The 25,890-nt window shown below is 34.2% G+C and carries 18 protein-coding genes; 14 read left to right on the forward strand and 4 right to left on the reverse strand.

Annotated features, from left to right (window positions below; translation table 11 throughout):
* Positions 1-88: 88 nt before the first annotated feature.
* Positions 89-2,002 carry a TonB-dependent receptor plug domain-containing protein gene (locus H599_RS0105300; protein ID WP_026713177.1) on the forward strand — a complete coding sequence of 638 codons (1,914 nt, stop codon included), beginning with the start codon at positions 89-91 and terminating at the stop codon, positions 2,000-2,002.
* Between the two features lie 67 nt (positions 2,003-2,069).
* Here the strand turns inward: H599_RS0105300 and H599_RS19235 are convergent, their stop codons facing one another.
* Both H599_RS19235 and H599_RS0105310 read right to left on the reverse strand, forming a co-directional pair.
* The gene (locus H599_RS19235) at positions 2,070-2,684 is read right to left on the reverse strand and encodes an N-acetylmuramoyl-L-alanine amidase (RefSeq protein ID WP_051590644.1); all 615 of its coding nucleotides are present in this window, start codon (positions 2,682-2,684) and stop codon (positions 2,070-2,072) included.
* Positions 2,685-2,738: 54 nt separating this feature from the next.
* Positions 2,739-4,196: a S41 family peptidase gene (locus H599_RS0105310; RefSeq protein WP_026713178.1), complete on the reverse strand. Its 1,458-nt coding sequence runs from the start codon at positions 4,194-4,196 to the stop codon at positions 2,739-2,741.
* Positions 4,197-4,392: 196 nt separating this feature from the next.
* Between H599_RS0105310 and H599_RS0105315 the strand changes: the two genes are divergently transcribed.
* Entirely contained in the window at positions 4,393-4,920 is a 528-nt protein-coding gene (locus H599_RS0105315; protein WP_026713179.1) for a DUF4252 domain-containing protein, read from the forward strand.
* Between the two features lie 68 nt (positions 4,921-4,988).
* On the opposite strand, the gene H599_RS0105320 is transcribed toward H599_RS0105315, so the two are convergent.
* Positions 4,989-5,489 carry a tetratricopeptide repeat protein gene (locus tag H599_RS0105320; RefSeq protein WP_026713180.1) on the reverse strand — a complete coding sequence of 167 codons (501 nt, stop codon included), beginning with the start codon at positions 5,487-5,489 and terminating at the stop codon, positions 4,989-4,991.
* Between the two features lie 196 nt (positions 5,490-5,685).
* Between H599_RS0105320 and H599_RS0105325 the strand changes: the two genes are divergently transcribed.
* The gene (locus H599_RS0105325) at positions 5,686-6,351 is read left to right on the forward strand and encodes a DUF3826 domain-containing protein (protein WP_051590645.1); all 666 of its coding nucleotides are present in this window, start codon (positions 5,686-5,688) and stop codon (positions 6,349-6,351) included.
* A gap of 85 nt (positions 6,352-6,436) precedes the next feature.
* Here the strand turns inward: H599_RS0105325 and H599_RS0105330 are convergent, their stop codons facing one another.
* Positions 6,437-7,159 (reverse strand): hypothetical protein, encoded by a 723-nt coding sequence (locus H599_RS0105330; RefSeq protein WP_026713182.1) that lies wholly within the window; start codon positions 7,157-7,159, stop codon positions 6,437-6,439.
* 487 nt (positions 7,160-7,646) lie between these two features.
* On the opposite strand from H599_RS0105330, the gene H599_RS0105335 reads away from it, so the two are divergent.
* The 11 genes from H599_RS0105335 to H599_RS0105385 all read left to right on the forward strand — a co-directional run bounded on the left by H599_RS0105335 (position 7,647) and on the right by H599_RS0105385 (position 25,777).
* Positions 7,647-10,745 carry a SusC/RagA family TonB-linked outer membrane protein gene (locus tag H599_RS0105335; protein ID WP_026713183.1) on the forward strand — a complete coding sequence of 1,033 codons (3,099 nt, stop codon included), beginning with the start codon at positions 7,647-7,649 and terminating at the stop codon, positions 10,743-10,745.
* A gap of 12 nt (positions 10,746-10,757) precedes the next feature.
* Positions 10,758-12,707, forward strand: a complete 1,950-nt coding sequence (locus H599_RS0105340) for a RagB/SusD family nutrient uptake outer membrane protein (RefSeq protein ID WP_026713184.1) — start codon at positions 10,758-10,760, stop codon at positions 12,705-12,707.
* A 335-nt stretch (positions 12,708-13,042) separates the two neighbouring features.
* The gene (locus H599_RS0105345) at positions 13,043-15,505 is read left to right on the forward strand and encodes a glycoside hydrolase family 95 protein (protein ID WP_245600494.1); all 2,463 of its coding nucleotides are present in this window, start codon (positions 13,043-13,045) and stop codon (positions 15,503-15,505) included.
* A gap of 32 nt (positions 15,506-15,537) precedes the next feature.
* Positions 15,538-16,386, forward strand: coding sequence for a sialate O-acetylesterase (locus H599_RS0105350; protein ID WP_026713186.1), 849 nt, complete (start codon positions 15,538-15,540; stop codon positions 16,384-16,386).
* 7 nt (positions 16,387-16,393) lie between these two features.
* The gene (locus tag H599_RS0105355) at positions 16,394-17,353 is read left to right on the forward strand and encodes a glycoside hydrolase family 43 protein (protein WP_026713187.1); all 960 of its coding nucleotides are present in this window, start codon (positions 16,394-16,396) and stop codon (positions 17,351-17,353) included.
* A 29-nt stretch (positions 17,354-17,382) separates the two neighbouring features.
* Positions 17,383-18,939, forward strand: coding sequence for a glycoside hydrolase family 43 protein (locus H599_RS0105360; RefSeq protein ID WP_081810511.1), 1,557 nt, complete (start codon positions 17,383-17,385; stop codon positions 18,937-18,939).
* 52 nt (positions 18,940-18,991) lie between these two features.
* Positions 18,992-20,116, forward strand: coding sequence for an alpha/beta hydrolase-fold protein (locus H599_RS0105365; RefSeq protein WP_026713189.1), 1,125 nt, complete (start codon positions 18,992-18,994; stop codon positions 20,114-20,116).
* 47 nt (positions 20,117-20,163) lie between these two features.
* On the forward strand, positions 20,164-21,057 hold the full coding sequence (locus H599_RS19240; RefSeq protein WP_081810512.1) for an alpha/beta hydrolase: 894 nt from the start codon (positions 20,164-20,166) through the stop codon (positions 21,055-21,057).
* A 63-nt stretch (positions 21,058-21,120) separates the two neighbouring features.
* Positions 21,121-22,467 (forward strand): glycoside hydrolase family 43 protein, encoded by a 1,347-nt coding sequence (locus H599_RS0105375; protein WP_081810513.1) that lies wholly within the window; start codon positions 21,121-21,123, stop codon positions 22,465-22,467.
* A gap of 6 nt (positions 22,468-22,473) precedes the next feature.
* Complete coding sequence (locus H599_RS0105380) at positions 22,474-24,408, forward strand: glycoside hydrolase family 97 protein (protein WP_026713191.1); 1,935 nt, start codon at positions 22,474-22,476, stop codon at positions 24,406-24,408.
* A 4-nt stretch (positions 24,409-24,412) separates the two neighbouring features.
* The gene (locus tag H599_RS0105385; protein ID WP_211253739.1) at positions 24,413-25,777 is read left to right on the forward strand and encodes a glycoside hydrolase family 43 protein; all 1,365 of its coding nucleotides are present in this window, start codon (positions 24,413-24,415) and stop codon (positions 25,775-25,777) included.
* Positions 25,778-25,890 lie beyond the last annotated feature (113 nt).

Raw genomic sequence — 25,890 nt, forward strand, 5'->3', positions numbered from 1 at the left:
AAAAAAGGTTTGGGTATGGGTAATTCTATGCTTTTCTCCCAATTAGTAGTCATGTAGCAGTAGTATTGTTACCAAATGTTTTATTAAAATGAACAAAAAAATCGTTCGTATTAGTGCGTTATTCGTATTAATAGGTACCTGTGCCTTGGCACAAAAAAAAGGAGTTGTTTTGTCGGGAACAAATGAATTAGATGAGGTGGTTATTTCGGATTCTAAGTTTGCTTTGCCAAAAGAAAAATCAGGAAAAGTAATCGTTAAAATCACTTCAGATGATTTGAAAAAAAGACAGGGACAATCCATCGCTCAGGTTTTAAGTACTGTTGCAGGAGTTGAAATTAACGGAAATCAGAGTGGCGCAGGAAAAGATTTGAAATATTCAATTCGTGGAGGACGCAATCGTCAAACTTTAATTTTAATTGATGGGATTCCGGTAACTGATGCGTCTAATATTAATTTAGAATACGATTTACGTTTAATTCCGGTGGAACAGGTTGAAAGTATCGAGGTAATGAAGGGAGCGGCGAGTACACTTTATGGTACGGGAGCGGCAACAGGAGTGATTAATATTACTTTGAAAAAGGCCGAGAAGAAAGCTATTGCCGGAAATGTGTATCTGAATGTGGGTACGCAAACCACAGCTCAGGAAAAAGATTATTCAGCTCAGGAATACAATCAGGGATTTTCATTTAATGGAAAAACAGAAAAGTTTAATTATTTTGGAGCTTTAAACAGTTCTGAAGTTGGCGGAATGTCTCAGGCCAGACCGACTAATGATGCTGAAAAATTTGAAGATGATTATTCTTCCAGAGTAAATAGTATTGTGAAACTTGGTTTTACACCAACAAAGCAATTAAGTTTTGATTTTTTTGCCAATTATGATCGTCTTAAATATGATTTTGATACCGATTCTTTTATTGATAATTTAAGTAATTATGGAAAATCAGAGCAATTTCGTGTAGGTTTTTCTCCAAAGTATAAATATGAAAAAGGAGAATTAGTGGTTAATACTGCCGTGGGGTGGATGAACAGAGATTCATATAGCTATGAAAGTTTATCGACTTATAAGTCAAGAAATGTAAATGCAGATGCGTTTAATAAATACCAAATTTCAGAAGAATTATTTGTTATTGGCGGGGCGCAATTTCAGTTTTTTGATATGGTTAATTTAACGCCTTATGGAGATATTCAAAACGAATTGGCCAAATTTAATATTATAGATCCTTACGCTACATTGGTTTATAATTCGGATTTTGGATTGAATATTAATGCCGGAGCAAGGTTGAATATTCATAGTAAATATGGAAATAATTTTGTGTACAACGTCAATCCATCGTTTTCTTTTTCAGAGATTCCTTTGAAATTGGTGAGTTCCTACAGTACCGCTTATATTACGCCAAGTTTGTATCAGTTGTATGCTTCATTTTATGGGAATTTAGATTTAAAACCAGAGAAAAACAGTACGGCTGAAGTTGGTTTTGAATTGGATTTATGGAATAAAAAAATCAGTGTAAATGCCGTGGCATTTTATAGAGAAGAAAATAATTCTATTGTTTTTGTTTCAGCTGGGTATGATAATATCGACGGGAAGTATAATGCTAAAGGAGTTGAAACCATGTTTACTTATGCTTTGTCAAATCAGTTGAAGTTGAGAGGGAATTATACATTCACTCAGGTAGAAAAAGCTTTGAGTTTGTATGTGCCAAAACACAAAGTAAATGCTGCAGTTGAGTATCAACCATCGCCCCGAACTTTTTTTAATATAAGTTATCAGTTTGTGGATAAAAAGCCGGATGCTTTGTTTGATCCGGTGACTTACGAACAAACTTCGGTTATTACAGCTGCTTATAAATTATTGAATGTAACGGCTAAGTACGAGCTAATCAAAAATCGAATGACAGTATTTGCTTCAGCGACAAATATTTTGAATGAAGATTTTTATGAAGTAATTGGGTATAATACCCGGGGAAGAAATTTTAAATTAGGGTTGAATATCAATTTGTAATTGATTTTCTTTTATAAACAAAAATGCCGCTATATAGCGGCATTTTTGTTTGTATAGGATTCTGTTTTTATTGTAATTTCGAAATGAATTCGGAAATAGAATTGGCAATTTTATCTTGAGAATTACTATCAGTTAAGTATTTAAAGTCATTTTCATTGGTTAAATAACCAAGTTCTAAAAGTATTGCCGGAGCATTGGTGTTTTTAAGTATGAAATAAGGCGCTGTTTTAAGTTCGTTTATTTTGATGAAATCATTTTCTGATAATTTGGAACTTAGTTCCTGAGCAATTTTATTTGATTTTTCTGAATATTCATTTCGTTCAGCAATATAAAAATCAAGACCAGAATTATCTTTTTCTAAATTAGCATTGACATGTATCGATAAAACTAAATCCGGTTTAAGTTCATTGATGAAATTCACTCTGTGCTGTAAGCTTACAAATTGATCTTCAGTTCTGGTAAAATAAAGTTGAACATCTTTGTTGGTAGATTTAATTTTTTTTGCAATCTGCGCTACAATATTTTTTTCATGAATGTTTTTAATAGTAGCACCAAAATCAGTACCACCATGTCCTAAATCAATGACTACGTTGATTTTTTTTGGGGCAGAATCTGTTGATTTTTCAAATCCAAAGGATACAATTACTAGTGAAATTAGTAACAAATAAACAATTTTTTTCATAAGGTTTGTTTTAAATGGTTGATTGTTACTAATGTAAACTATTTTTTAATAAAATTATTGTATTTCTGTGCTAAAATACATCATGTTCTGTCTTCTAAGTGTTTTAGAATCATTTAAGTATATGAAATCGGTGGTTGCTTTTTCGGGAACTATTAATTTTGATGTTCCTGTGATTTTTCCAATGGCGGTACTTAATAAAGGTTCACTGGGATCTCCCAAAACGCCCAGTGTTTTTATTCTTTCGGTTAGTTGGTAATCCGGTTTTAGACCGGTGTAAGAATAGTCTCCAAAGCCTAAAGCATTTACTGACTTGGCAACAATAAGCTGCATGGCATAACGATGGCTCGGGTTTACATTTGTTTTAGTGAAAGTTGGAGAGTCGTAAAGGGTAACTGAAGCCACATTTTTCCCATAGGTATAATCACCTATTTGAACGACATTGATATAAGGATCCAGTCCATTAATGATAAGTTCGCTGGCTGAAGCCGAATTTTTGGTCGTTAAAACATAAACTTTAGAAAGATTCAAACTGTTTAAAGAATTACCGTTTAGAGTACTAACAAAAGTATATTTTCGGTTAAGGAAGGATTTTTTAGAGTTGTATGCTAATTCATTAAAAATTTCTCCGGTAAATTGACCTGTAATCATACTCGCTAAACGAGCAGCTGTTGGGACTAATCCACCACCATTGTATCTTAAATCTAAAACTAAATCGGTAACACCTTCGGATTTAAAATATCCAAAAACATCATTAAGTTCTGATTCATAAGAAGAGTAAAAGCCATTATACATGAGGTAACCAATTTTATGCGCCCCATTTGTAATTACTTTTTTAATTAAAATGGGATTTTCAGCCAAGGTTGTTTTGGTTAAATCAAGGCTTTTTCCATTTGGAGTAATTACCGGATTGTTATTGGAATCATAAGTTAAATCGGCAAAATTTAAGGTGTAATTTTCATTAGAACTAAAAAATAAATTTACATAATTATCTAAGTTTAAAGTGATGCCGTTAACAGCGTAAACTATTTCTCCGCGCTGAATGTCTTTAGTGGAAGCATCAGAATTAGGAACAATATATTTTACATAAGCTATGATCTGATCACTATTTGAAGTAACAAGGCTAAAGCCAAATTTTACGCCATTGTTTTTGGAGGTACCATCTAATTGTTGTTCTAAAGTAAGATAATCGCTTACTATCCAGCTGTCGCGATCTACAGCGCCATATTGTGCTGCATCATCCGAGCCAGGAGGACGGTATAATAAACTTTGAAACAAATCTTCGGGAGTATATTGTTCCAGAAAATTATAATATTCCAAGTCATTATTGAATTTATTGTCTGCTAAATTAGGAACATCGGCCTGCCATAAATAGAGTTCGTTTAATCCTCCCCAAATAAATTTTTGAACATCCAAATCGGTTGGTTCCGGTAATTTATCATCATAATCCTGACAACTTTGGAAGGACAAAAATGCAGCAAAAAAGCAGAGTAAATAAAGCTGTTGTTTTCTCATAATTCGAATATCAATTAGGGCTTTAAACGTAAAAGTACTATCTTTAGTTTTATAATTTGTGATTTTTATAACAAAGAAAATTAAAATCAGAGTATAAATTTACCTATTTTGCGGCTGTGTAGATAAAATTTTTTTGGCACAATAATGGTAATACTTTCAATAAAACAGAGAATAATTTTAATATAAAAACATGAAAATGAGAAAAATACTGATTACTTTGTTGATTGTCTTTGCTTCTGGTTCGTTTTACGGTCAGACGGTTTTTGACCAATTTGACGGTCAGGAAGAGATTGTTTCGGTAATAGTGAATAAAAAAATGTTTGAATTAATGAGTAAGGTAAAAGTGGATGCTTCCGACAAAGAGACCTTGCAATATTTGAAATTAATTCAAAATTTAGACGATTTAAGAGTTTTTTCAACGACTAATAGTACGGCGGCTAAAAAAATGAGAGATGTTGCCGATAGTTACATTAAATCAGCTTCTTTGGAAGAGTTGAAAAAAGTAAATGAAAACGGAAAACAAGTTACTATTGATGTGAAACGCGCCGGAAATAACAACCAACTCAAAGAGTTTGTGATGTTTATTGATGACGATGCTAATGGAATTAACCGTTCGGTTTTGATGTCGTTAACCGGGGTTTTTAGTTTAAATGATATTCCTATTTTAACCGATAAAATGCAAATTCCGGGAGGAACCGAACTTAAAAGACTTACCCAAAAATAAGTTAATTTCAAATCATAAAAAAAGCTGTTTCCGATAAGAAACAGCTTTTTAGTTTTAGAAGTTATGTTTTATTTGCAGAAATTTTTCAGGTTTTTAACTGCACTTTGACTTCCCATTTGTGCGGCTTTTTGAAAATCTTCGCAGGCACTTTTAGAGTCATTCAGATGCACATTAGTCAATCCCCGCAGATTATACGTTAGATAATCAGCGGCATTATATTTTATGGTTACATTGCAGTCTTTTAGAGCCGATTTGTAATCCTGAAGTTTGTAATAAATGTTGGCTCTGGTGGTGTAAGCATACATATTGTCGTCTTGAATTTCCAAGGTTTTATTAACGTCTTCCAGTGCGCCTTTAAGGTCGTTTAGTTTAATTTTTTCGATACTTCTGTTCAGATAAGCATTATCAAAAGTAGGTCGGAGTTTTATGGCTTTGTCATAATCGGCAATGGCGGCTTTTGGATTTCCGGCTTTCGATTTTTTTAATGCCTGATCAAAATAGTTTTCAGCCGTTTGACTCCAACTGATAGCGGATAAAAACAGTAAGCAGATTAAAAGTGGTTTTTTCATGATGATTTTTTGAAAGTAACGGGAAATGCAAAGAGAAAATTGTTTGTTAGTAAATTTTATTTTGTATTTTTTTTAAAATAATTCCTTTTAGGCTTCATTTTTGATAAGATTCTGCAATTGTATTTAAAATTGTATTTTTAACACCTATAAAAATTTGCTGTCAAAATATTGATAGCCAACTTAAGATTAATAGTATATGAAAACAAAGAAAATTAAAGTGGCCCTGTTAGTGGTTTTTATGGCTTTTAGTGCGTTTGCAAATGCGCAAACCGTTACTGATGAAGATGCTGCAAAAGCAAAAGAGTGGATTCATTCTTTAGAATTGAATAATAGTGAAAAAGAAAACCGATTGGTTCAGGTAGTGTCAACTCATTTGGCTACGGTTAAAGAATGGCATAATTCGCATCCTTTTTCGACGGTTCCTGCCGGAATTAATCCACTGGACGGAAAACCGCTTTCTGATTTACACCGACAAATTATTGCCGATTCGGCCATGCCTTCTACGGTACATCAAAATTTAATGGATGGATTGCGTAAAGATTTATCAGAGGAACAGGTGGCTTTGGTTTTGGATAAATATACCATCGGGAAGGTGGCTTTTACGATGAAAGGATATGAAGCAATAGTGCCTAATTTGACAGCAACAGAAAGAGCTGAAATTCAAAAAATGTTAGAAAAAGCACGTGAACAGGCAGTGGATTATAAAAGCATGAAAGAGATTTCGGCAATTTTCGAAATTTATAAAACGCAGGCGGAGCAATATTTAAATAATCACGGTCGTAACTGGCGTCAGATGTTTAGTGATTATGTTAAGAAAGTAAAAGCTGAAAAAGCAGCTGCAGCTGCTAAAAAACAGAACTAATGGAAGAATTGTCTTTTGACAACATTCATAAAAAAAGGTCTTTAACGTTAAAATTAAAGACCTTTTTTGGGTAAAAATAGGAAAATTATTTCACGGTAATTTGGTAAGTTGCCATTTTCCAGATGGAATCGAAAGGTTTTCCGTTGTGTTCTCCGCTTTTTTTCTCGGTTTGTGTGAACTCAATCATATAATTTCCAGACCAGATTGGTGTAAACGAAAATTCACCATTTTCATTTGTCCACAATTCTTTTTCCCAACCGTTTGGGGCAATAACTTTAATTTTTTGCTCTTTAGCGATGGCTTCGTTGTATCTGGCAATGGCGGTTATTTTTGAGTTTTTAGGCAGAGCAACAGCATTTTCAGTAAAAACGCTTATTTTATTCGTGTTAGAAACTGCTTCGTTTCCGGCCATTTTTTTGCCTACTGCAATAGTAGCGCTGGAGTTGTAATCCAGAATCATTGTTCCGTAAACATCTTTTACAGTATGTTGCATTACAACCGTGTAAACACCTTCTTCTTCAGGTGTAAAAAACACCTGATATTTGTTTTCTAAAGCATTTGGTTTCAGCTGAATTTCTTTTTTAGACGGACTAATAACTAATAATTTGAAATCTTTCAAATCAGAAAACCATTTTTCGGTTTTAGTAATGTTGTTTTCTGAAAATTCTCCAAAAAACACAGAGATTTCCTGAGGTTTTCCTTTTGTCCCTGTGGCTTTGGTTTCAATCCATAAAGCATGAGCAAATAGTGCCGGGCTAACTGTTAGTGCCAAAAAAAGAATTATACTTTTTAAAAAGTTTGTTTTCATAAATGTGTGATTTAAATTAATTTGGAATGGCAAATATAAAACTATTTTATTTATTTAGAATAAATAAAAATAATTCATTAAAAAAAATTAACAACAATCTAAAAATTATAGATTGCTGTTTTGCGAATAAGTTAGAATGAAATTCGAACTATTTTTTAGAAGATTTAAGAATACTTTCAGAATAATTTTATGCATTTAAAATAAAAGTAACATTTGTTTATGCCAGATTGGTTTGTTAGCTGGATTAGTAAAGGGTTTTTGCGTATTCATGGAAAGCTATATTATTGTTTTCTTAATTTATAAGGTTATTATTTTATAATTGTAAAAAAAAGAGAATAATATTTTTTATTAAAAAAATAAAAAATAACAAACAACCGATTGCGTTATTTTATATATTTGTATTCTTGTTAAGCTAAAATTGACTTTATGGATTCGTACAAGTATTTATAGTTTAATAATTTATTAACTAACCAATTAATTTTTTTTTATGATTAACTATTTTAATATTAAGAGGGAAATTCTGTATCAAAGACAGTTTAGTTTTATTGTACTGATGTTTTTTGTTTTTTCTATTGGGGCAAAAGCGCAATCGGTTGTTTCAGGAATAGTGTCGGATGTTAATGGTCCAATTCCTGGTGCTAATGTTTTAATCAAAGGGACTAATACAGGAGTAATGACAAATTTTGATGGAGCATATTCTATTAAAGGAGTACCTTCGAATGCTATTCTTGTATTTAGTTTTGTTGGGTTAGAAACTAAAGAAGTTAAAGTAAATGGTCAGACTAAGATCAATGTAACTTTACAAGAGGGAGCTAAAACTTTGAAAGAAGTTGTAGTAATAGGTTATGGAACGCAACGAAAAGAAGCTGTGACCGGATCTGTAGCCTCGATAGGAGGAAAAGAGTTAAATGAAGTGCAGGCTGCTAACGTGACACAAGCATTACAAGGTAGAGTAGCGGGGGTTGAATTAACTCAGACCTCTAGTAAACCTGGAGCTGCTATGCAAATCCGAATACGAGGAACCAGATCTCTTACAGGGGATAATGATCCGTTGGTGGTACTTGATGGAGTTCCATTCGGAGGTCAGATAGGAGATATTAATCCTGTTGATATCAAATCAGTTGATATTTTAAAAGATGCTTCTGCAACTGCAATTTATGGTTCCAGAGGAGCAAATGGAGTTATCTTGATTACTACGAATAAAGGTTATAAAAATCAAAAAGCCAGATTTTCTTATAATGGATTTAGTGGTATTAAACAGACTTTTGGTAAATATGATATGATGGATGGTACTAAGTTTGCTGCATTACGTGATTATTCAACTTTATATTCAGACGGGGTTGATGAATCAAGAAATACTAACATAGACTGGCAGGATTTGTTATATGGTTCTGGTGAAATGTCAAGTCATGATGTAAGTGTTTCCGGAGGTACTGAGTTTGGTTCATATAGTGCTGGTTTGGGCTATTATAAAGAAGAGGCTGTCTTACCAGGTCAAAAATATGAACGTTTTAATCTTAGAGGAAGTTTAGACCAACAAATTGGAAAAATTTTTCGTATTGGATTCACCACAAATAGTAACTATGCAGTCACTAATGGAGATAATATTGGTACAGGTACTATCTTAGGAACATCTCCTTTAGCTAATCCGTATAATGAAGATGGATCTTTGAAAAGAACTGTTAGAATGGGGGCTGATGAAAACTGGGTTTATACCAGAAAAACTATCGAGGGGTTAGGAGATTCTTATGTTAATCAAACCAGAGCATTTAGTTCCTATAATAATATTTTTGCAGAGGTAAAAATACCCGGAATAGAAGGATTGAAGTACCGCTTGAATACCGGATTAAATTTTCGTACTTCTAACAGTGGATATTATGAAGGTTTTGGTGTATTTGATGTAAATCCAACAACGATTTCAAATGCATCCATCAGTAATACATTGTCAACACAGTGGCTTATTGAGAACCTGTTGACTTATGATAAGACTTTTGCCGAAAAACATACCATCAATTTTGTTGGCTTATATTCAAATGAACAACGTACTAGCAACAGTTCCCGAATAACAAGAAACGGCATTACTTCGGATGCATTTCAGTTTTACAATTTAGGACAGAGTGAAGAAGAAGCTGTTATAAACCCTGGTGACCAGGATTATACACAGTGGGGGTTAACCTCCTATATGGCGAGATTAATGTATTCCTATGATAATAAATATTTTGTTTCCGGAACAGTTCGTTCAGATGGTTCGTCAAGATTGGCACCGGGCAATAAATGGTTTACTTATCCAGCTGTTTCTGCAGGATGGACAGTTTCGAATGAATCTTTTATGAAAGAAAAATCATGGATTAATCTATTGAAATTACGTGTGGGATATGGAAAAACTTCTAACCAGGCAGTAGCTCCGTATTCAACTTTAGGAGCTTTAGGTACCAGACCGTACAATTTTGGAGGTACAAACTCTACAGGAGTATATGTTACACAAGCTCCTAACCCGAATTTAGGATGGGAATTCTCAACAACCTGGAATTATGGACTGGATTTTGGGTTCTTTAATAATCGTTTATCAGGAACAATTGAGTATTATACAACACATACAACCGATGTCCTGCAAAGTGTGAATCTGCCACCAACAGGAGGTGTGAGCAGTTATGTTGCAAATATTGGAGAGACTGAAAATAAAGGTTTCGAAATAGCATTAAACGGTGTTATTCTAGATAATCCTAAAGGGTTAACTTGGACAGTTGGTTTTAACCTGTATGCTAACAATAACAAACTAGTTAAACTGGCGTCAGGAGCTACAAAAGATGAGGGAAATAGCTGGTTTGTAGGTCATAATATCAATTCTATTTATGATTATCAAAAAGTAGGCATCTGGCAGGAAGGGGATCCTTATATGTCTATATACGAACCAGGTCCTACTGGAATTGATCAACAAGGGACTGTTGTTGGATCTATTAAAGTTAAATATACAGGAGATTTTAACCCAGATGGTTCACCAACACGTGCAATAAATGCTAGTGATAGGCAAATTATAGATACAGATCCTGATTTTCAAGGTGGATTTAATACTAATTTGACGTATAAAGGTTTTGATTTTTCGGCTGTTGGTGCGTTTAAAAGTGGCGGAGTTTTAATTAGTACACTTTATGGTGGAGCGAGTTATCTTAATCTTCTTAATGGTAGAAGAAGTAATGTTGATGTAGATTACTGGACACCGGATAACAGGGATGCTGAATTCCCTAATCCAAGAGGTATTAGAAGTGGAGATAATCCGAAGTACATGTCAACTATGGGGTATTTTGACGCATCGTATGTAAAAATCAGAGCAATAACGCTAGGGTATACATTGGATCAGCAGTTTATGAGAGATTTAGGTATTGAAAAACTAAGACTTTACGTTACAGCACAAAATCCTTTTGTACTGTTCTCTCCGTACCATAAAATGTCTGGAATGGATCCGGAACCAAATTCATTAGGAAATGAAAATCAGGCAGTAGCGTCATACAATAGCAGGTTTCCTATTATTGGAACAAACACGCCTTCAACCAGAAATTATTTATTTGGACTTAATTTAACATTTTAATCAGGAAGAGCTATGAAACGATATATTTTAAGAAGAATAATTATAGGCTCAGTAGTTTTATTCTCTTTTGCAGGGTGCTCTGATATTTTAGAAGAAAAGCCACATGATTTTTATGAGCCAGGCTATTTTAAAACAGAGCAGGGAGTAATACAGGGATTAACTTCACATTATGCACATTTGCGCTGGATTTACGGACAAGCTTATTATTACAATTCTGTCCAAACGGGTACAGATGAACATACCTATGCACAAAGTGCTGATGGTAATTTTAAAGATCACGATTTGTCGGGTGTTGGAGTAATCAACCCAACGTCTAGTAGAGCTGATGTTGTTTGGAATAATTCATATAATGATATCAATACTGCCAGCGGAATTATTGAAAATGGAGCAGCAGTGGGAGTGGCAAACAGTTTAATTGCTGAGTCCAGGTTTTTTAGAGCTTTTGATTATTTTTTACTAGTGCAGAATTTTGGCGGTGTACCTTTAGACTTAGGAGCTGGTGAATTGAAATTTAATACTAAACCATCAAGATCTTCTAAACGAAATACAGTATCAGAGGTTTACACTAAAGCTATTTTTCCGGATTTGGTAATTGCAGTTAATGAATTGCCTGATGCTCCAAGATTAACTGGAACAGCAACAAAAACGTTAGCCCGGTTGTATCTTGCAAAAGCATATTTGACATATGCCTGGTGGTTAGAAAATCCAAATAATATTCCAACTTATCCAGATACACCTAGAACTGATCCAGACGGACATAATTCACAATGGTACTTTCAAAAAGCTTATGATATTGCATTAGAGGGTATTAATAATCCAGGTTCATATGGTTTGTTAGATTATTATTATGATGTTAATTTAGGTGCTAATGATCGCAATAAGGAAATGATGTTGTATGCAGATCATACTGAAGAAAGTGAGTATTATAATGGAGCTAGTCTTACTTATGGAAGTGGTGGCTCACCTGATAATTTTGCAGGTTGGATGGGAACATGGAATTATACCGCAATAAGAAGTAAAAATGCATCTGGGGCATCAGTTTCTAGCGTTCAGCGTGTCGCGGATCAATTTTTAGGACGACCTTGGACAAGAATGGCTCCACCTATAGAAGTATTCACCAAAACGTTTGCTGATAAAACTAATGATTCCAGATATGATGGAACATTTACAGCAGTATATCGTGGAAACTGGAATCTAAAAGGTACAGGTTTGACTGATGTAACAACTCTTTTTAATGCTAATTCATTAGCTGTAACTCCTAACAGTGCAATTTTAACTTTTTTAAATGATGAACCAATCACAGCAATTTCATATCCTTCAGGAGCAGGTGATAGTGGTGTAGGCGCAGGAGTTTTACCAGGCAGGTCTGATTATGTTATTTCTCCACAAGGAATAAGTAGAATTGTGTATCCTGGGTTATGGAAATTAGGACCATATCGTACCGATAATGATGGAGGGTTAGGTCAACCTAATGCAGGAAGTACAAGACCTTTCCCGATAGCTAAATTCTCAGAACTTTATTTTGTTGCAGCTGAAGCAGCAGTAAAAGGAGCGACTGGTTCTATGACTGCGAGAAATCTTATCAATGTAATTCGTGCCCGTGCAGGAAAATGGCGTTGGGATAATAATGGTAATATGGCTAAAAATGCAGATAATAGTATTTTATTAACCAGTGCGACCCCTGCAATAATTGATATTAATTATATTTTGGCAGAGCGTTCACGAGAATACTATGGAGAAGGCTATCGCTGGTATGATTTAGTAAGAACTCAAAAATGGAATGAACTTGCAGGCACTTACTCGATTGGTGGTTCGAATTATGGTCAGCATACACCACAGCTTGTTACCAGAACTATTGAGCCTTATCACTATTTACGTCCTATTCCTCAGGGTCAGATAGATTTAATGGAGATGAGTGATGCAGAGAAAGCTGCTTATCAAAATCCGGGATATAATAATTAATTAAAACTCGTTGGGTGAAATTATCAAAAATTAATTTCATCCAACGGGTTAATTAAAAGCACTTTTCAAATTAAAGAAATAGTAAAAAAAATTAAGAATTCATTTAATAATTTGGTTAATGTTTGTTTTTTACGTGAGAAGTCGGGAGCTGGTTACTCTCGGCTTTTTAATTAATTTGTTTTAGAGTAAAAAAGATTATTCTAAATCTTTTTTTAGAATTGGACAAAAGTTATTTTAAGTTAATGCGATAAATTTTTTTTGCTCTTTTTTATAAGTGTTTTTTAAACACATATTTTGAAGAATTGGATTGTTTTAACTGGAAAAAAATTTAATTTATGATGAGAAAAATAATAGTAATGCTTTTTTTTATTAGGGCGTTTTTTATTTATCCTCAATATAATCAGGAACTTAAATTGTGGTATAATCAGCCCTCTGGAAAGGTTTGGGAAAATGCATTACCAATTGGGAATGGGTTTTTAGGCGCAATGGTTTTTGGTAATGTGAGTAATGAAATTATCCAATTAAATGAAAACACGGTTTGGAGTGGAAGTCCTAACAGAAACGATAATCCGAAAGCATTAGCAGTTTTACCGGAAATTCAAGAAATGATTTTTGAAGGAAAATATAAAGAGGCAGAAAAATTAGCTAATGAAGCATTTGTATCTAAAAAATCACACGGGCAAATCTTTCAATCGGTTGGAAATCTGAATTTGAATTTTGAAGGGCATGAAAATTTTTCCAATTACAAACGTGAATTGGATATAGAAAAAGCAATTACAACAACAACTTATCAGGTTGATGGAGTAACTTATACCAGAGAAGCTTTTGTTTCTTTTACCAATAAAGTGATAGTACTCCATCTAACTAGTAGCAAAAAAGAAAGCATTTCGTTTACTACTGCTTACACTTCTCCTCATAAAATAAAAGATTTTAAAGTAAATAAAAATAAAGATCTCGAAATTTCAGGTACTACCAGCGATCATGAAGGGGTGAAAGCTTTGATCCGATTTAAAGGAATTACTCGTGTAAAATTAGAGGGAGGAAAATTAATTCAAAAAGATTCTTCTCTTATCGTAAAAGGAGCCAATGCCGCAACTTTATTTATAAGCATTGCAACAAATTTTAATAATTATCAAGATGTAAACGGTGATGAAAATCAAAGAGCAATTGCGGAAATTAAAAAAGTTTCAGGTAAATCTTTTTCAGTATTAAAAAAGGAACATGTTTTAGCGTATCAAAAATATTTTAATAGGGTTCAATTGGATTTAGGAACGACTCCAGAAGCCAATTTGCCAACAGATGAGCGTTTGAAAAATTTCAGAAATACGAATGATTCTCAATTTGTAGCATTGTATTATCAGTACGGTCGCTATTTACTGATTTCGTCTTCTCAGCCTGGAGGACAACCGGCTAATTTACAGGGAATTTGGAATAATAGTTTAAAACCTGCCTGGGATAGTAAATATACGATCAATATTAATACAGAAATGAATTACTGGCCAGCAGAAAAAACGAATTTGTCTGAAATGCATCAGCCTTTATTTGAAATGATAAAGGATTTGGCAGTTACTGGACAAGAAACGGCTAAAACAATGTATGGAGCAAGAGGTTGGATGGCTCATCATAATACAGATATCTGGCGCATTACCGGAGCTGTTGATGGGGCATTCTGGGGACTTTGGACAATGGGTGGCGGATGGCTTAGTCAGCATTTGTGGGAACATTATCTTTATACAGGAGATCAGAAGTTTTTAGAATCGGTTTATCCGGTTTTAAAAGGAGCTGCTTTATTTTACGCCGATTTTTTAGTGGAGCATCCAAAATATAAATGGTTAGTGATAAACCCGGGCAATTCTCCTGAGAATGCTCCGAGTGCTCATAATGGCACTTCGTTAGATGCCGGGACAACAATGGATACGCAGATTGTTTATGATGTTTTTAGTACAGCAATTCGAGCGGCACAAATTTTAAATTATGATAAAGAATTAATCGACACATTAGAGGAAAAGCGAAGTCAATTGGCTCCAATGCATATTGGAAAACACAATCAACTTCAGGAATGGCTTGATGATATTGATAATCCAAAGGATTATCATCGTCATATTTCACACCTTTATGGACTATTTCCTTCTAATCAAATTTCACCCTACAGAACTCCCGAATTATTTGCCGCATCCCGAAATACTTTAATGCAGCGTGGAGACTTATCTACTGGTTGGAGTATGGGGTGGAAAATTAATTGGTGGGCAAAGATGCAGGATGGAAATCATGCCTATAAATTAATCCAGAATCAACTAACACCATTAGGAGTAAATGCCGATGGAGGTGGAACCTATAACAATCTTTTTGATGCACATCCGCCTTTTCAGATTGACGGAAATTTTGGTTGTACTTCCGGAATTACAGAAATGTTGGTGCAAAGTTCCGATGGAGCTGTTCATTTACTTCCGGCTTTACCTGATGTTTGGCTGGAAGGAAATATCAAAGGAATAAAAGTAAGAGGAGGATTTGAGATTGTTGAAATGCGCTGGAAAAATGCTAAAATTAAAAAGTTAATTATAAAATCAAATTTGGGAGGCAACCTCCGATTGCGATTACCCAATGGAATAAAACTGCTCTCAGGAGAAGCGTTACAGGCTGCCAAGGGCGAAAATTTAAATCCTTTTTATTTTGTAGATGAAACAATGCCTCCAATAATTTCTAATGAATCGAGTATAAAATCTTTGGAATTAAAACCAACTATTTTAGTCGATTTAGCCACTCAAAAAGATTCTATTTATCAATTTGAATCTGAATAATCTATTAAAATTAACCATAACCAACTTGAATTATGAAAAATAAATTAAATCAGCTTTCTTTTATTATGATCTTGTTTTTAGGAGTCAATTTATTTGCTCAAAAACCTGATCCAAAATTCTATATCTATTTGTGTCTTGGACAATCAAATATGGAAGGGAATGCTAAGTTTGAACCGCAAGATACCATTGTAAACAGTAGATTTCAGATTTTGGAAGCAGTCAATTGTGATAATTTGAAAAGAAAAAAAGGCAATTGGTACACTGCCGTTCCGCCTTTAAGTCGTTGTACTACAGGATTGACACCATCCGATTATTTTGGTAGAGAAATGATAGCTAATTTACCCGATGATGTAAAAGTTGGAGTCATCAATGTCGCGGTGGGAGGCTGTAAAATTGAACTTTTTGATAAAGATAATTATAAATCTTATGTGAGTAGTTCTCCGGATTGGCTAAAAAATACGGTATCACAATATGATGGAAATCCTTATGCCAGACTAGTAGAAATGGCAAAAATAGCTCAAAAAAAGGGTGTAATAAAAGGAATATTATTACATCAGGGAGAATCTAATACAGGTGATACACTTTGGACCAAAAAAGTAAAAGTGGTGTATGATAATTTGTTGAAAGATTTAAATCTGAAAGCCGAATCGACTCCATTATTAGCCGGAGAAGTGGTTCATGCAGATCAAGGGGGAGTATGTGCTAGCATGAACAAAATCATTGCTACTTTGCCAGAGGTAATTCCAAATTCTTATGTGATTTCTTCAAGCGGTTGTCCGGATGCTAAAGATAATCTTCATTTCACGGCGGAAGGATATAGAATGTTAGGGAAACGATATGCTGTAAAAATGCTTGAAATATTAAATAAAAACAATAATTAAATAGCTGATGAAATTTATTACGAATCTTTTATTGGTTTTTAGCTGCTTGCCAGTTGCGAAAATGACAGCTCAAAACCCCATTATAAAACACATTTTTACTGCTGACCCGGCTCCAATTGTACATAACGATACTTTGTTTTTGTATACTGGTCATGATGTGGCAACAGAAGCAGATACTAATTATAAAATGGCCGATTGGCATGTGTTTTCTACAACTGATATGGCCACTTGGAAAGATCACGGAGCACCACTTTCACCGAGTACCTTTGCTTGGGCTACAGGAGATGCTTATGCAGCTCAGTGTATCGAGCGAAATGGTAAATTTTATTGGTTTGTTTCTACTTTTCATAAAAAAGATGATGTTAGTGGCGGCGGAGCAGCAATCGGTGTTGCTGTCTCAGATAGACCTACAGGGCCTTTCAAAGACGCCATCGGGAAAGCACTTGTTATTAACGAAATGACTAAAGATTTACCCCATGCATGGGATGATATTGATCCTACCGTATTTGTGGATGATGACGGACAAGCTTACATGTTTTGGGGCAATGGTAGTTGTAAGTGGGTGAAATTGAAAGAAAATATGACTGAAATAGACGGTTCCATTACTACTTTCAAACCTAAAAACTATATTGAAGGACCATGGGTTTACAAAAGAAAAAATCTGTATTATTTAGTATATGCAAGTGCAGGAACTAAACCCGAAATGATTGAATATTGTACTGCAACAAGCATTATAGGACCTTGGACGTATCAGGGAATTATTCAGGAAAATGTACCTAACAGTTTCACCACACATCCAGGAATTATTGATTATAAAGGGAACTCGTACTTTTTTTACCATAATGGAAATTTGCCTACAGGAGGTAGTTACAGACGCTCTGTTTGTGTGGATTATATGAATTATAATGAGGACGGAACGATTCAAAAAGTAATACAAACTACTGATGGCGTTAAAAAAATCGAGTAATAATTAATTCAATTTAAATCTTTTATCCAATGATACATAAGAACAGGTTTATCTTCTCATGTTTGCTTATAATTATCCAAATGGTCGCTTTTGCACAAGAAAAAAAAGCACAAAATCCAATTATTTATGCTGATGTTCCTGATATGTCTATGATTAGAGTCGGCGACACTTATTATATGAGCAGTACCACAATGCACGTGAATCCAGGAGTACCCATTATGAAATCGACTGATTTAGTCAATTGGAAACTGGTTAATTATGCTTATGAAACATTGGAAGATAATAATGATAGACTCAATTTAGATAATGGTAAAAATGATTATGGCAGAGGTTCTTGGGCTAGTTGTTTGCGCTACCAAAACGGAATTTATTATGTCAGTACTTTTTCAGGAACGACAGGCAGAACCTATATTTATTCAACAAAAGATATCGAAAAAGGACCTTGGAAAAAAATAGTTTTAAACAATTCTTATCACGATCATTCCATTCTTTTTGATGATGATGGAAAAGTATATCTGGTTTGGGGAGCAGGAAAATTGGATATTATAGAGCTAAACAAAGACCTTTCAAGTGTAAAAGAAGAAACAAAAAGAGTCTTGATTGAAAATGCCAGTGCACCGGCTGGAAATAACATTATGCTAAATTCTGAAGGTTCTCAACTTTTTAAAATAAACGAAAAATACTATTTATTTAATATTTGTTGGCCACGAGGAGGAATGCGTACTGTAGTTATCCATCGTGCTGATAACATTAATGGACCTTGGGAAGGAAAAGTGGGATTACAAGATCAGGGTGTGGCACAAGGAGGACTTATTGATACTCCGGATGGCAGATGGTTTTCGTATTTATTTAAAGATAATGGAGGTGTTGGTCGAATTCCTTATTTAGTTCCCGTTAAATGGGAAAACGGATGGCCAATATTAGGCGAAAATGCAAAAGTTCCGGAATATTTAGATTTACCACCTAGCAAAGGATTAATTCCGGGAATCGTAAATTCTGATGAATTTAATCGTAAAAAAGGCGATGCAACTTTGCCTTTGGTTTGGCAATGGAATCATAATCCGGATAATTCGCTTTGGTCGGTTAGAGAGCGAAAAGGTTACTTAAGATTAAAAACCGCAAGAATAGACAGCAGTTTTGTTCAAGCCAAAAATACCTTAACTCAAAGAACTTTTGGACCAGAATGTTCCGCAACGACACTTGTTGATGTTTCAAAAATGAAAGAAGGAGACTTTGCAGGACTTTCTTTGTTACAAAAACAATATGGTTTTATTGCTGTCAAAATTGAAAAGGGTTCTAAAAAAATTGTAATGATTGATGCCGCACAAGACATTCAAAAAGAAATCGAAAGTGTTCCTTTAAATCAGGACAAAGTATATTTTAAAGCAGCATGCGATTTTAAAAACAGAGCAGATAAAGGGAGATTTTATTACAGTTTAGATGGGAACAACTGGACTCCTATTGGAAACAGGATAAACCTACCTTATACACTTCCTCATTTCATGGGCTATCGTTTTGGATTATTTAATTATGCAACTAAAAATCCTGGGGGATATGCTGATTTTGATTGGTTTAGAATTAAATAGTTGATTTAATATTATGATTATAAAAAAGTAAAAATTTAAATAATTAAAAAACATGAAAAAGTATTCTGTTATTTTATTAGTATTTCTAACATTCTTTGGTTCTTTTTGTTCTGCACAAACAGCACAGGCAACCATTATAGAGGATTTCAAACCTTCAACAGTAAATCAGCCTGGACAGCAATATCCACAGGTAAATTCTCAGGGATATGCCCGATTTAAGATTTCTGCACCCGAAGCTAAATCGGTTGTGGTAAGTTTAGGTTTAGGCGGAGCAAAAGGAGGAACTGTTCTTACTAAAGCTGAAAACGGAAACTGGACAGGAACAACAGCAGGTCCAATGGATGAAGGTTTTCATTATTATCATGCAACAGTTGACGGAGGTGTTTTTAATGATCCGGGAGCTTTGAATTTTTATGGTTCTACCCGTTGGGAAAGTGGTATTGAAATTTCTGCTCATGATCAAGATTTTTATGCTTTGAAAAATGTACCTCATGGTCATGTACAACAAATTCTTTTTCCTTCAAAAAGCACCAATACTTCACGTAGAGCTTATGTCTATACACCGCCAAGTTATTCAAGAGAGCAATCCAAACGTTTTCCGGTTTTGTATTTACAACACGGTTGGGGAGAAGACGAAACGGCTTGGAGCAATCAAGGACGCGTTAATTTGATTATGGATAATTTAATTGCCGAAGGCAAAATAAAACCTTTCCTTATTGTAATGACTTATGGTATGACTAATGAAATAAAATGGGGTGGTATGGCAAGTTTCAAGATTGAACCATTTCAGACGGTTTTGGTCGATGAATTAATTCCTTATGTGGACGCTAATTTCCGTACGTTAGCCAACCAACCCAATCGTGCAATGGCTGGTCTTTCTATGGGAGGAATGGAAACACACACCATAACGTTGAATAAACCAGATGTTTTTTCTCAATATGCACTACTTAGTGGAGGCATTTATACTCCGGAAGAAATTAAAGATAGATCTAAAGTGAAACTTATTTTCATAAGTTGCGGAAGCCGTGAAAATCCTGATCGTGTTCAAACTGCTATAAAAGGGCTTAAAGAGGCTGGATTCAATGCCGTATCTTATGTGTCTGATCAAACAGGGCACGAGTTTCAAACTTGGCGTCGTAGCATAAAAGAATTAGCTCCTTTGCTTTTCAAAGATTAAAAGAATAATTGAGGTATAAATAATTCAATCCATCTAAAAATAAAAAAATGAAAAAAATAATTACTACCGTAGTAATGGTGTTGATGTGTAATCTGGTAATAGTTGCACAAAAAATAGAAAAAGAAGGCCCAAAAGGATTTGATCAGGAAAGAGCAGCCATTGCTCATGGTACAATAGATACCATCTCTTATGATTCAAAAACAGTGGGTACGACAAGAAAAGCTTTAGTTTATAAAACTCCGGGATTTTCAAAAGATAAAAAATATCCGGTTTTGTATTTGTTACATGGGATTGGTGGAGATGAAAAAGAATGGTTAAAAGGAGGAGCACCGCAAATAATATTGGATAACTTATTTGCCGAAGGAAAAATAAAGCCGATGATTGTGGTATTGCCAAATGGTCGTGCTATTAAAGATGACCGTGCTACAGGAAACATTATGGCGCCGGATAAAGTGCAGGGATTTGCCACTTTTGAACGAGATTTATTGGACGATTTAATTCCGTTTATCGAAAAAAAATATCCAACCTTGACAGATAGAGAACATCGTGCTATTGCCGGACTTTCAATGGGAGGAGGACAATCACTTAATTTTGGTTTAGGAAATTTAAACAAATTTGCCTGGGTAGGAGGGTTCTCATCAGCACCAAATACTAAAATGCCGGAAGTATTGGTTCCTAATCCTGAAGATGCAAAAAAACAATTGAAATTGTTGTGGATTTCCTGTGGTGATAAAGATGGTTTGATCACTTATGGCAAGCGTTTACACGATTATTTATTGGAAAAAAACGTTCCACACGTATATTATTTAGAGCCTGGAGGACATGACTTTAAGGTTTGGAAAAATGGATTGTATATGTTCTCACAGTTTTTGTTTAAACCTGTAGATGTTTCGACCTTGAATCAATACACTATTTTGGGTAACACTTCTACTGGAAAATAATTACAGATAAATTATCCAATTAAATTTCAAATAACATATTATTTAACAAGGTAAAAAACAATTATGGCTAATTATTCAAAGTTGCATAATACAAAGAAGCTATTGGCTTTTGGGACACTTTTCCTTTTAAATCTTTCAACAGTAATAGCTCAAAAACCAATAATTCAAACAAAATATACAGCTGATCCGGCACCTATGGTACATAATGATACCATATTTCTTTATACTTCACATGATGAAGACGATGCTAAAGGTTTTAAAATGCTCGATTGGTTGCTCTATACATCAACTGATATGGTCAATTGGACAGAGCATGGAGCAGTTGCATCTTTAAAAGATTTTAAATGGGCTAAACAAGATAATGGAGCGTGGGCGGTTCAGTGTATTGAGCGAAATGGTAAATTTTATTTATACTGTCCAATGCACGGTGGAGGTATTGGTGTTTTAGTTTCAGATAGTCCTTATGGACCATTTAAAGATCCTCTTGGTAAAAGACTAGTTTATTCCGATCACAACATTTGGGACGATATAGATCCAAGTCCGTTTATTGATGATGATGGTCAGGCGTATTTGTATTGGGGAAATCCACATTTGTATTATGTGAAACTAAATGAAGATATGATTTCTACTTCTGGTGAAGTTGTAAAAGTGGATTCAAAACCTAAAAATTATCAGGAAGGACCTTGGGTTTGGAAAAGAAAAAATCATTATTATTTGTCTTATGCTTCAACTTGTTGCCCGGAAGGTATTGGTTATGCAATGAGTAATTCAGCTACAGGTCCTTGGGAATACAAAGGAATGATTATAGATGCAAGTGAGAAAACAAGAGGGAATCATCCAGGAATTATTGACTATAAAGGAAAATCTTATGTTTTTGGACATACTTATGATTTGCTTAAAAGTGAAACTTCTACCTTTTATGAAAGACGTTCTGTAGATGCTGAAGAGATGATTTATAACGAGGATGGAACCATTAAAAACTATAGTTATTTCACAAAAGAGGGACCTGAACAGATAGAAACATTAAACCCCTTCAGACGTATAGAAGCAGAAACTATGGCTTGGAGTAAAGGTGTTAAAGCAGATAAGAGCAAAGAGTCAGGAGTTTATGTAACTCAAATCCATAATGGTGATTTTATTCAGCTTAGAGGAGTTGATTTTCAAAAAGGGGCGAAAAAAATAGAACTTATTGCTGCATCTTTAAATGGAGGAACAATTGAAGTACGCTTGGATAATGTTGACGGTCCTATTATTGGCACTAGTAAAATAGAAAATACGGGTGGAGGGCAAAATTGGAAAACATTTAAAACTAAAGTTAAAAAAGTAAATGGCGTTCATGATTTGTTTTTTGTTTTTAAAGGAGAACAGGGAGAGCTATTCAATTTTGACGCATGGAAATTCAGTAAATAAATAAAAATGAAAAATATAATAGTTTTATGTTGCTTGATGATTTTTTCGGCAGCTTATTCTCAAAATAACATGTCAGTTTCCAGTCCTGATGGAGATTTGAAATTAAATGTATTAGTTAAAAACGGAACAGCATTTTATTCTGTTACTTACAAAGGAGGAATTGTATTAGAAGATTCTCCGCTGGGATTAATTGCTAATGCTGGCGATTTTACAACTAATATGAATTTTGTAAATTCAACTGTAGCAAAGGTGGATGAAACTTACAATCAGACTAAGATTAAACAATCTCAGGTAAGTTACAATGCAAATACTTTAAACTGTGTGTTTTCAAATGCAAAGCAACAAAAAATAGCGGTTTTGTTTCAGGTAAGTAATAATAATATCGCTTTTAGATATGAACTTCCGGCATTAGGAGATACAAAAGTTTGTGTAATTTCAGAAGAAAAAACAGGGTTTAGATTTCCTGTATCTACAACTACTTTTCTTTCTCCAATGATGCGACCAATGACAGGATTTGCCCGTACGGCACCCAGCTATGAAAGCGGTTACGAAGCGGATGCTCCATTGAGTAAATCAACATCCTCTGAAGGTTATGTATTTCCGGGACTTTTTAATTTAGCTAATAAAGCCTGGGTTTTACTTTCTGAGACAGGTGTTGGTGGTTCTTATACAGGATCACATTTAAGTTCTTATAAAAATGGATTATATACAGTGGAATATCCAAATATTAAACAGAATAATGGTTTTGGAAGTTCATCAGCACAAATAAGTCTTCCGGGAGTAACACCGTGGCGAACAATTACTGTAGGCGAAACACTCAAGCCTATTGTTGAAACTACTATTCCTTTTGATGTTGTTAAACCTCTTTACAAAGCTTCACAGGATTATAAAACGGGTCGTAGTAGCTGGAGCTGGATTGTTTGGCAGGACAATAGTATGAATTATGAAGATCAGGTTAAATATGTTGATTTGGCAGCAGCTATGAAGTTTGAGTACATTTTGATTGATGCCTGGTGGGATGAAAGAATAGGTTATGATAAAATGAAAGAATTAATCAAGTATGCTAAATCTAAAAATGTTGAGGTTTTCTTATGGTATAATTCGAATGGTTCTGCAAATGATGCTTTTCAGACTCCACTTAATAAGATGAATACTGCTATAGCAAGAAAAAACGAAATGAAATGGCTTAAAGAAGCAGGAGTAAAAGGGCTTAAAGTTGATTTCTTTGGAGGAGATAAACAAGAAACCATGAAATTGTATGAAGATATTCTTTCAGATGCTAATGATTATGGTTTAATGATTGTTTTTCATGGCGCTACACTTCCTCGTGGATGGGAAAAAATGTATCCTAATTTTATGGGAAGCGAAGCCGTATTGGCATCAGAAATGTTGATTTTTTCACAAGATGCACGCGATAAAGAAGCTTATTATGCATCATTACATCCATTTATTCGAAATGCAGTAGGAAGTATGGAATTTGGAGGCGTATTGTTGAATAAATATCTAAATAAAGGAAATCAAAAAGGAAACCAGAGATTGACTACAGACGGTTTTCAGTTAGCAACAGCTGTCTTATTTCAAAATCCGGTTCAAATGTTTGGTTTAACGCCTAATAATTTGATTGATGTTCCTGCTTTTGAATTAGAGTTTTTAAAAAATGTTCCCACGACATGGGATGAAACTGTTTTTATTGACGGATATCCAGGAAAATACAGTGTAGTAGCCCGAAGACATGGACAAAACTGGTATGTTGCTGGTGTTAATGCTGAAAAGACAGCTAAAGCATTGAAAATTAAACTTCCAATGTTGGCTGGTCAAAATGTTTTTATTTTGAATGACAATGTTAATAAAGAAACAAACACTACAAGTTCAAAGGTTTCTAAAAATGGAGAATTATCAATAGTGATCCAGCCTAACGGAGGATTTGTTTTAAATAATTAATAAAATGAAGATGTACCATCAATTATTTATAGTAATACTAATTTGTCTTAATTGTATAATAGGAAGAGCTCAAAATCCTATTGTACAAACTAATTACACAGCTGATCCGGCTCCAATGGTTTATAATGGAAAAGTCTATTTATATACCAGCCATGATGAAGATAATTCGACTTGGTTTACCATGAATGACTGGCGATTATATACTACTGAGGATATGGTTAACTGGACAGATCATGGAGCTGTATTATCATACAAAGAATTTGATTGGGCAAAAATGAATGCCTGGGCACCTCAATGTATTGAAAGAGAAGGAAAATTTTATATGTATGTGCCTATTACCGATCGTCAGGGAAAGAATGGTATTGGTGTTGCTGTTTCCAATAGTCCTTACGGTCCCTTTATAGATCCGTTAGGGAAACCTTTAGTTTCGAATAGTAATGCCGATATTGATCCAACCGTTTTTATTGATGATGATGGTCAAGCTTATTTATTCTGGGGAAATCCTGTTTGTCACTATGTAAAACTGAATGAAGATATGATTTCTACTGAGGGTGAAATCCAGCAAATTCCTAATACAATAGAAGCATTTGGCAAGCGTGAAGGAAAAGTGAATGAACAAAGACCAACAACTTATGAAGAAGGGCCTTGGTTATATAAGCGTAATAATCTTTATTATTTATTTTTTGCAGCGGGACCTATTTCGGAACATATTGGATACTCCACCAGTAAAAGTATTACAGGACCTTGGAAATATCAGGGTGTGGTAATGCCTACACAAGGCGGGTCTTTTACTAACCATCCCGGTGTTATCGATTTCAAAGGAAAAAGTTATTTTTTTTATCACAATGCGGGATTGCCTGGAGGAACTGGTTTTACCCGTTCGGTATGTGTAGAAGAACTTCAATTTAATAAAGATGGTTCTATTGTACAAATGAATATGACCGAAGGAATCAAGCAGAGCTTAAGTCTATTAAATCCTTATGCTAAAAATGAAGCAGAGACTATTGCCTGGTCGGAAGGTGTGAAATCAATGAAAAATGATGTTGTTGGTAATTTTATTACCGCTAAATACAATGATGCTTACACCAAGGTCAAAGAGGTAGATTTTCGTAAAGAAGGTGCTTCAAAGTTTACAGCACGAATTGGAACAACTCATAATGGAAATGTATCAATGGAAATAAGATTAGATAGCAAAGATGGAGAGCTTTTGGGTACGGTAAAAGTTCCAATGACAGGAGGTAATGACCGTTGGTCATTACAAACAATTGATATTAAAAAAATATCAGGAATTCACGATTTATATTTTATTTTCAAAGGAAAAGCAACGAGTCAAATCATGTACTTTGATTATTGGATGTTTTCGAAATAAACCTCTTTTTAAATATTTAAGCAATCGGTTGTTTTTATCTTTAAAAAAGTATAAATTAGATTTTTTAAACAACCACAAATTAATGCTATTAAAAATTATTTTTTAATAAATAA

Source organism: Flavobacterium daejeonense DSM 17708 (assembly GCF_000425425.1).
In the GTDB taxonomy this organism is placed as follows: domain Bacteria; phylum Bacteroidota; class Bacteroidia; order Flavobacteriales; family Flavobacteriaceae; genus Flavobacterium; species Flavobacterium daejeonense.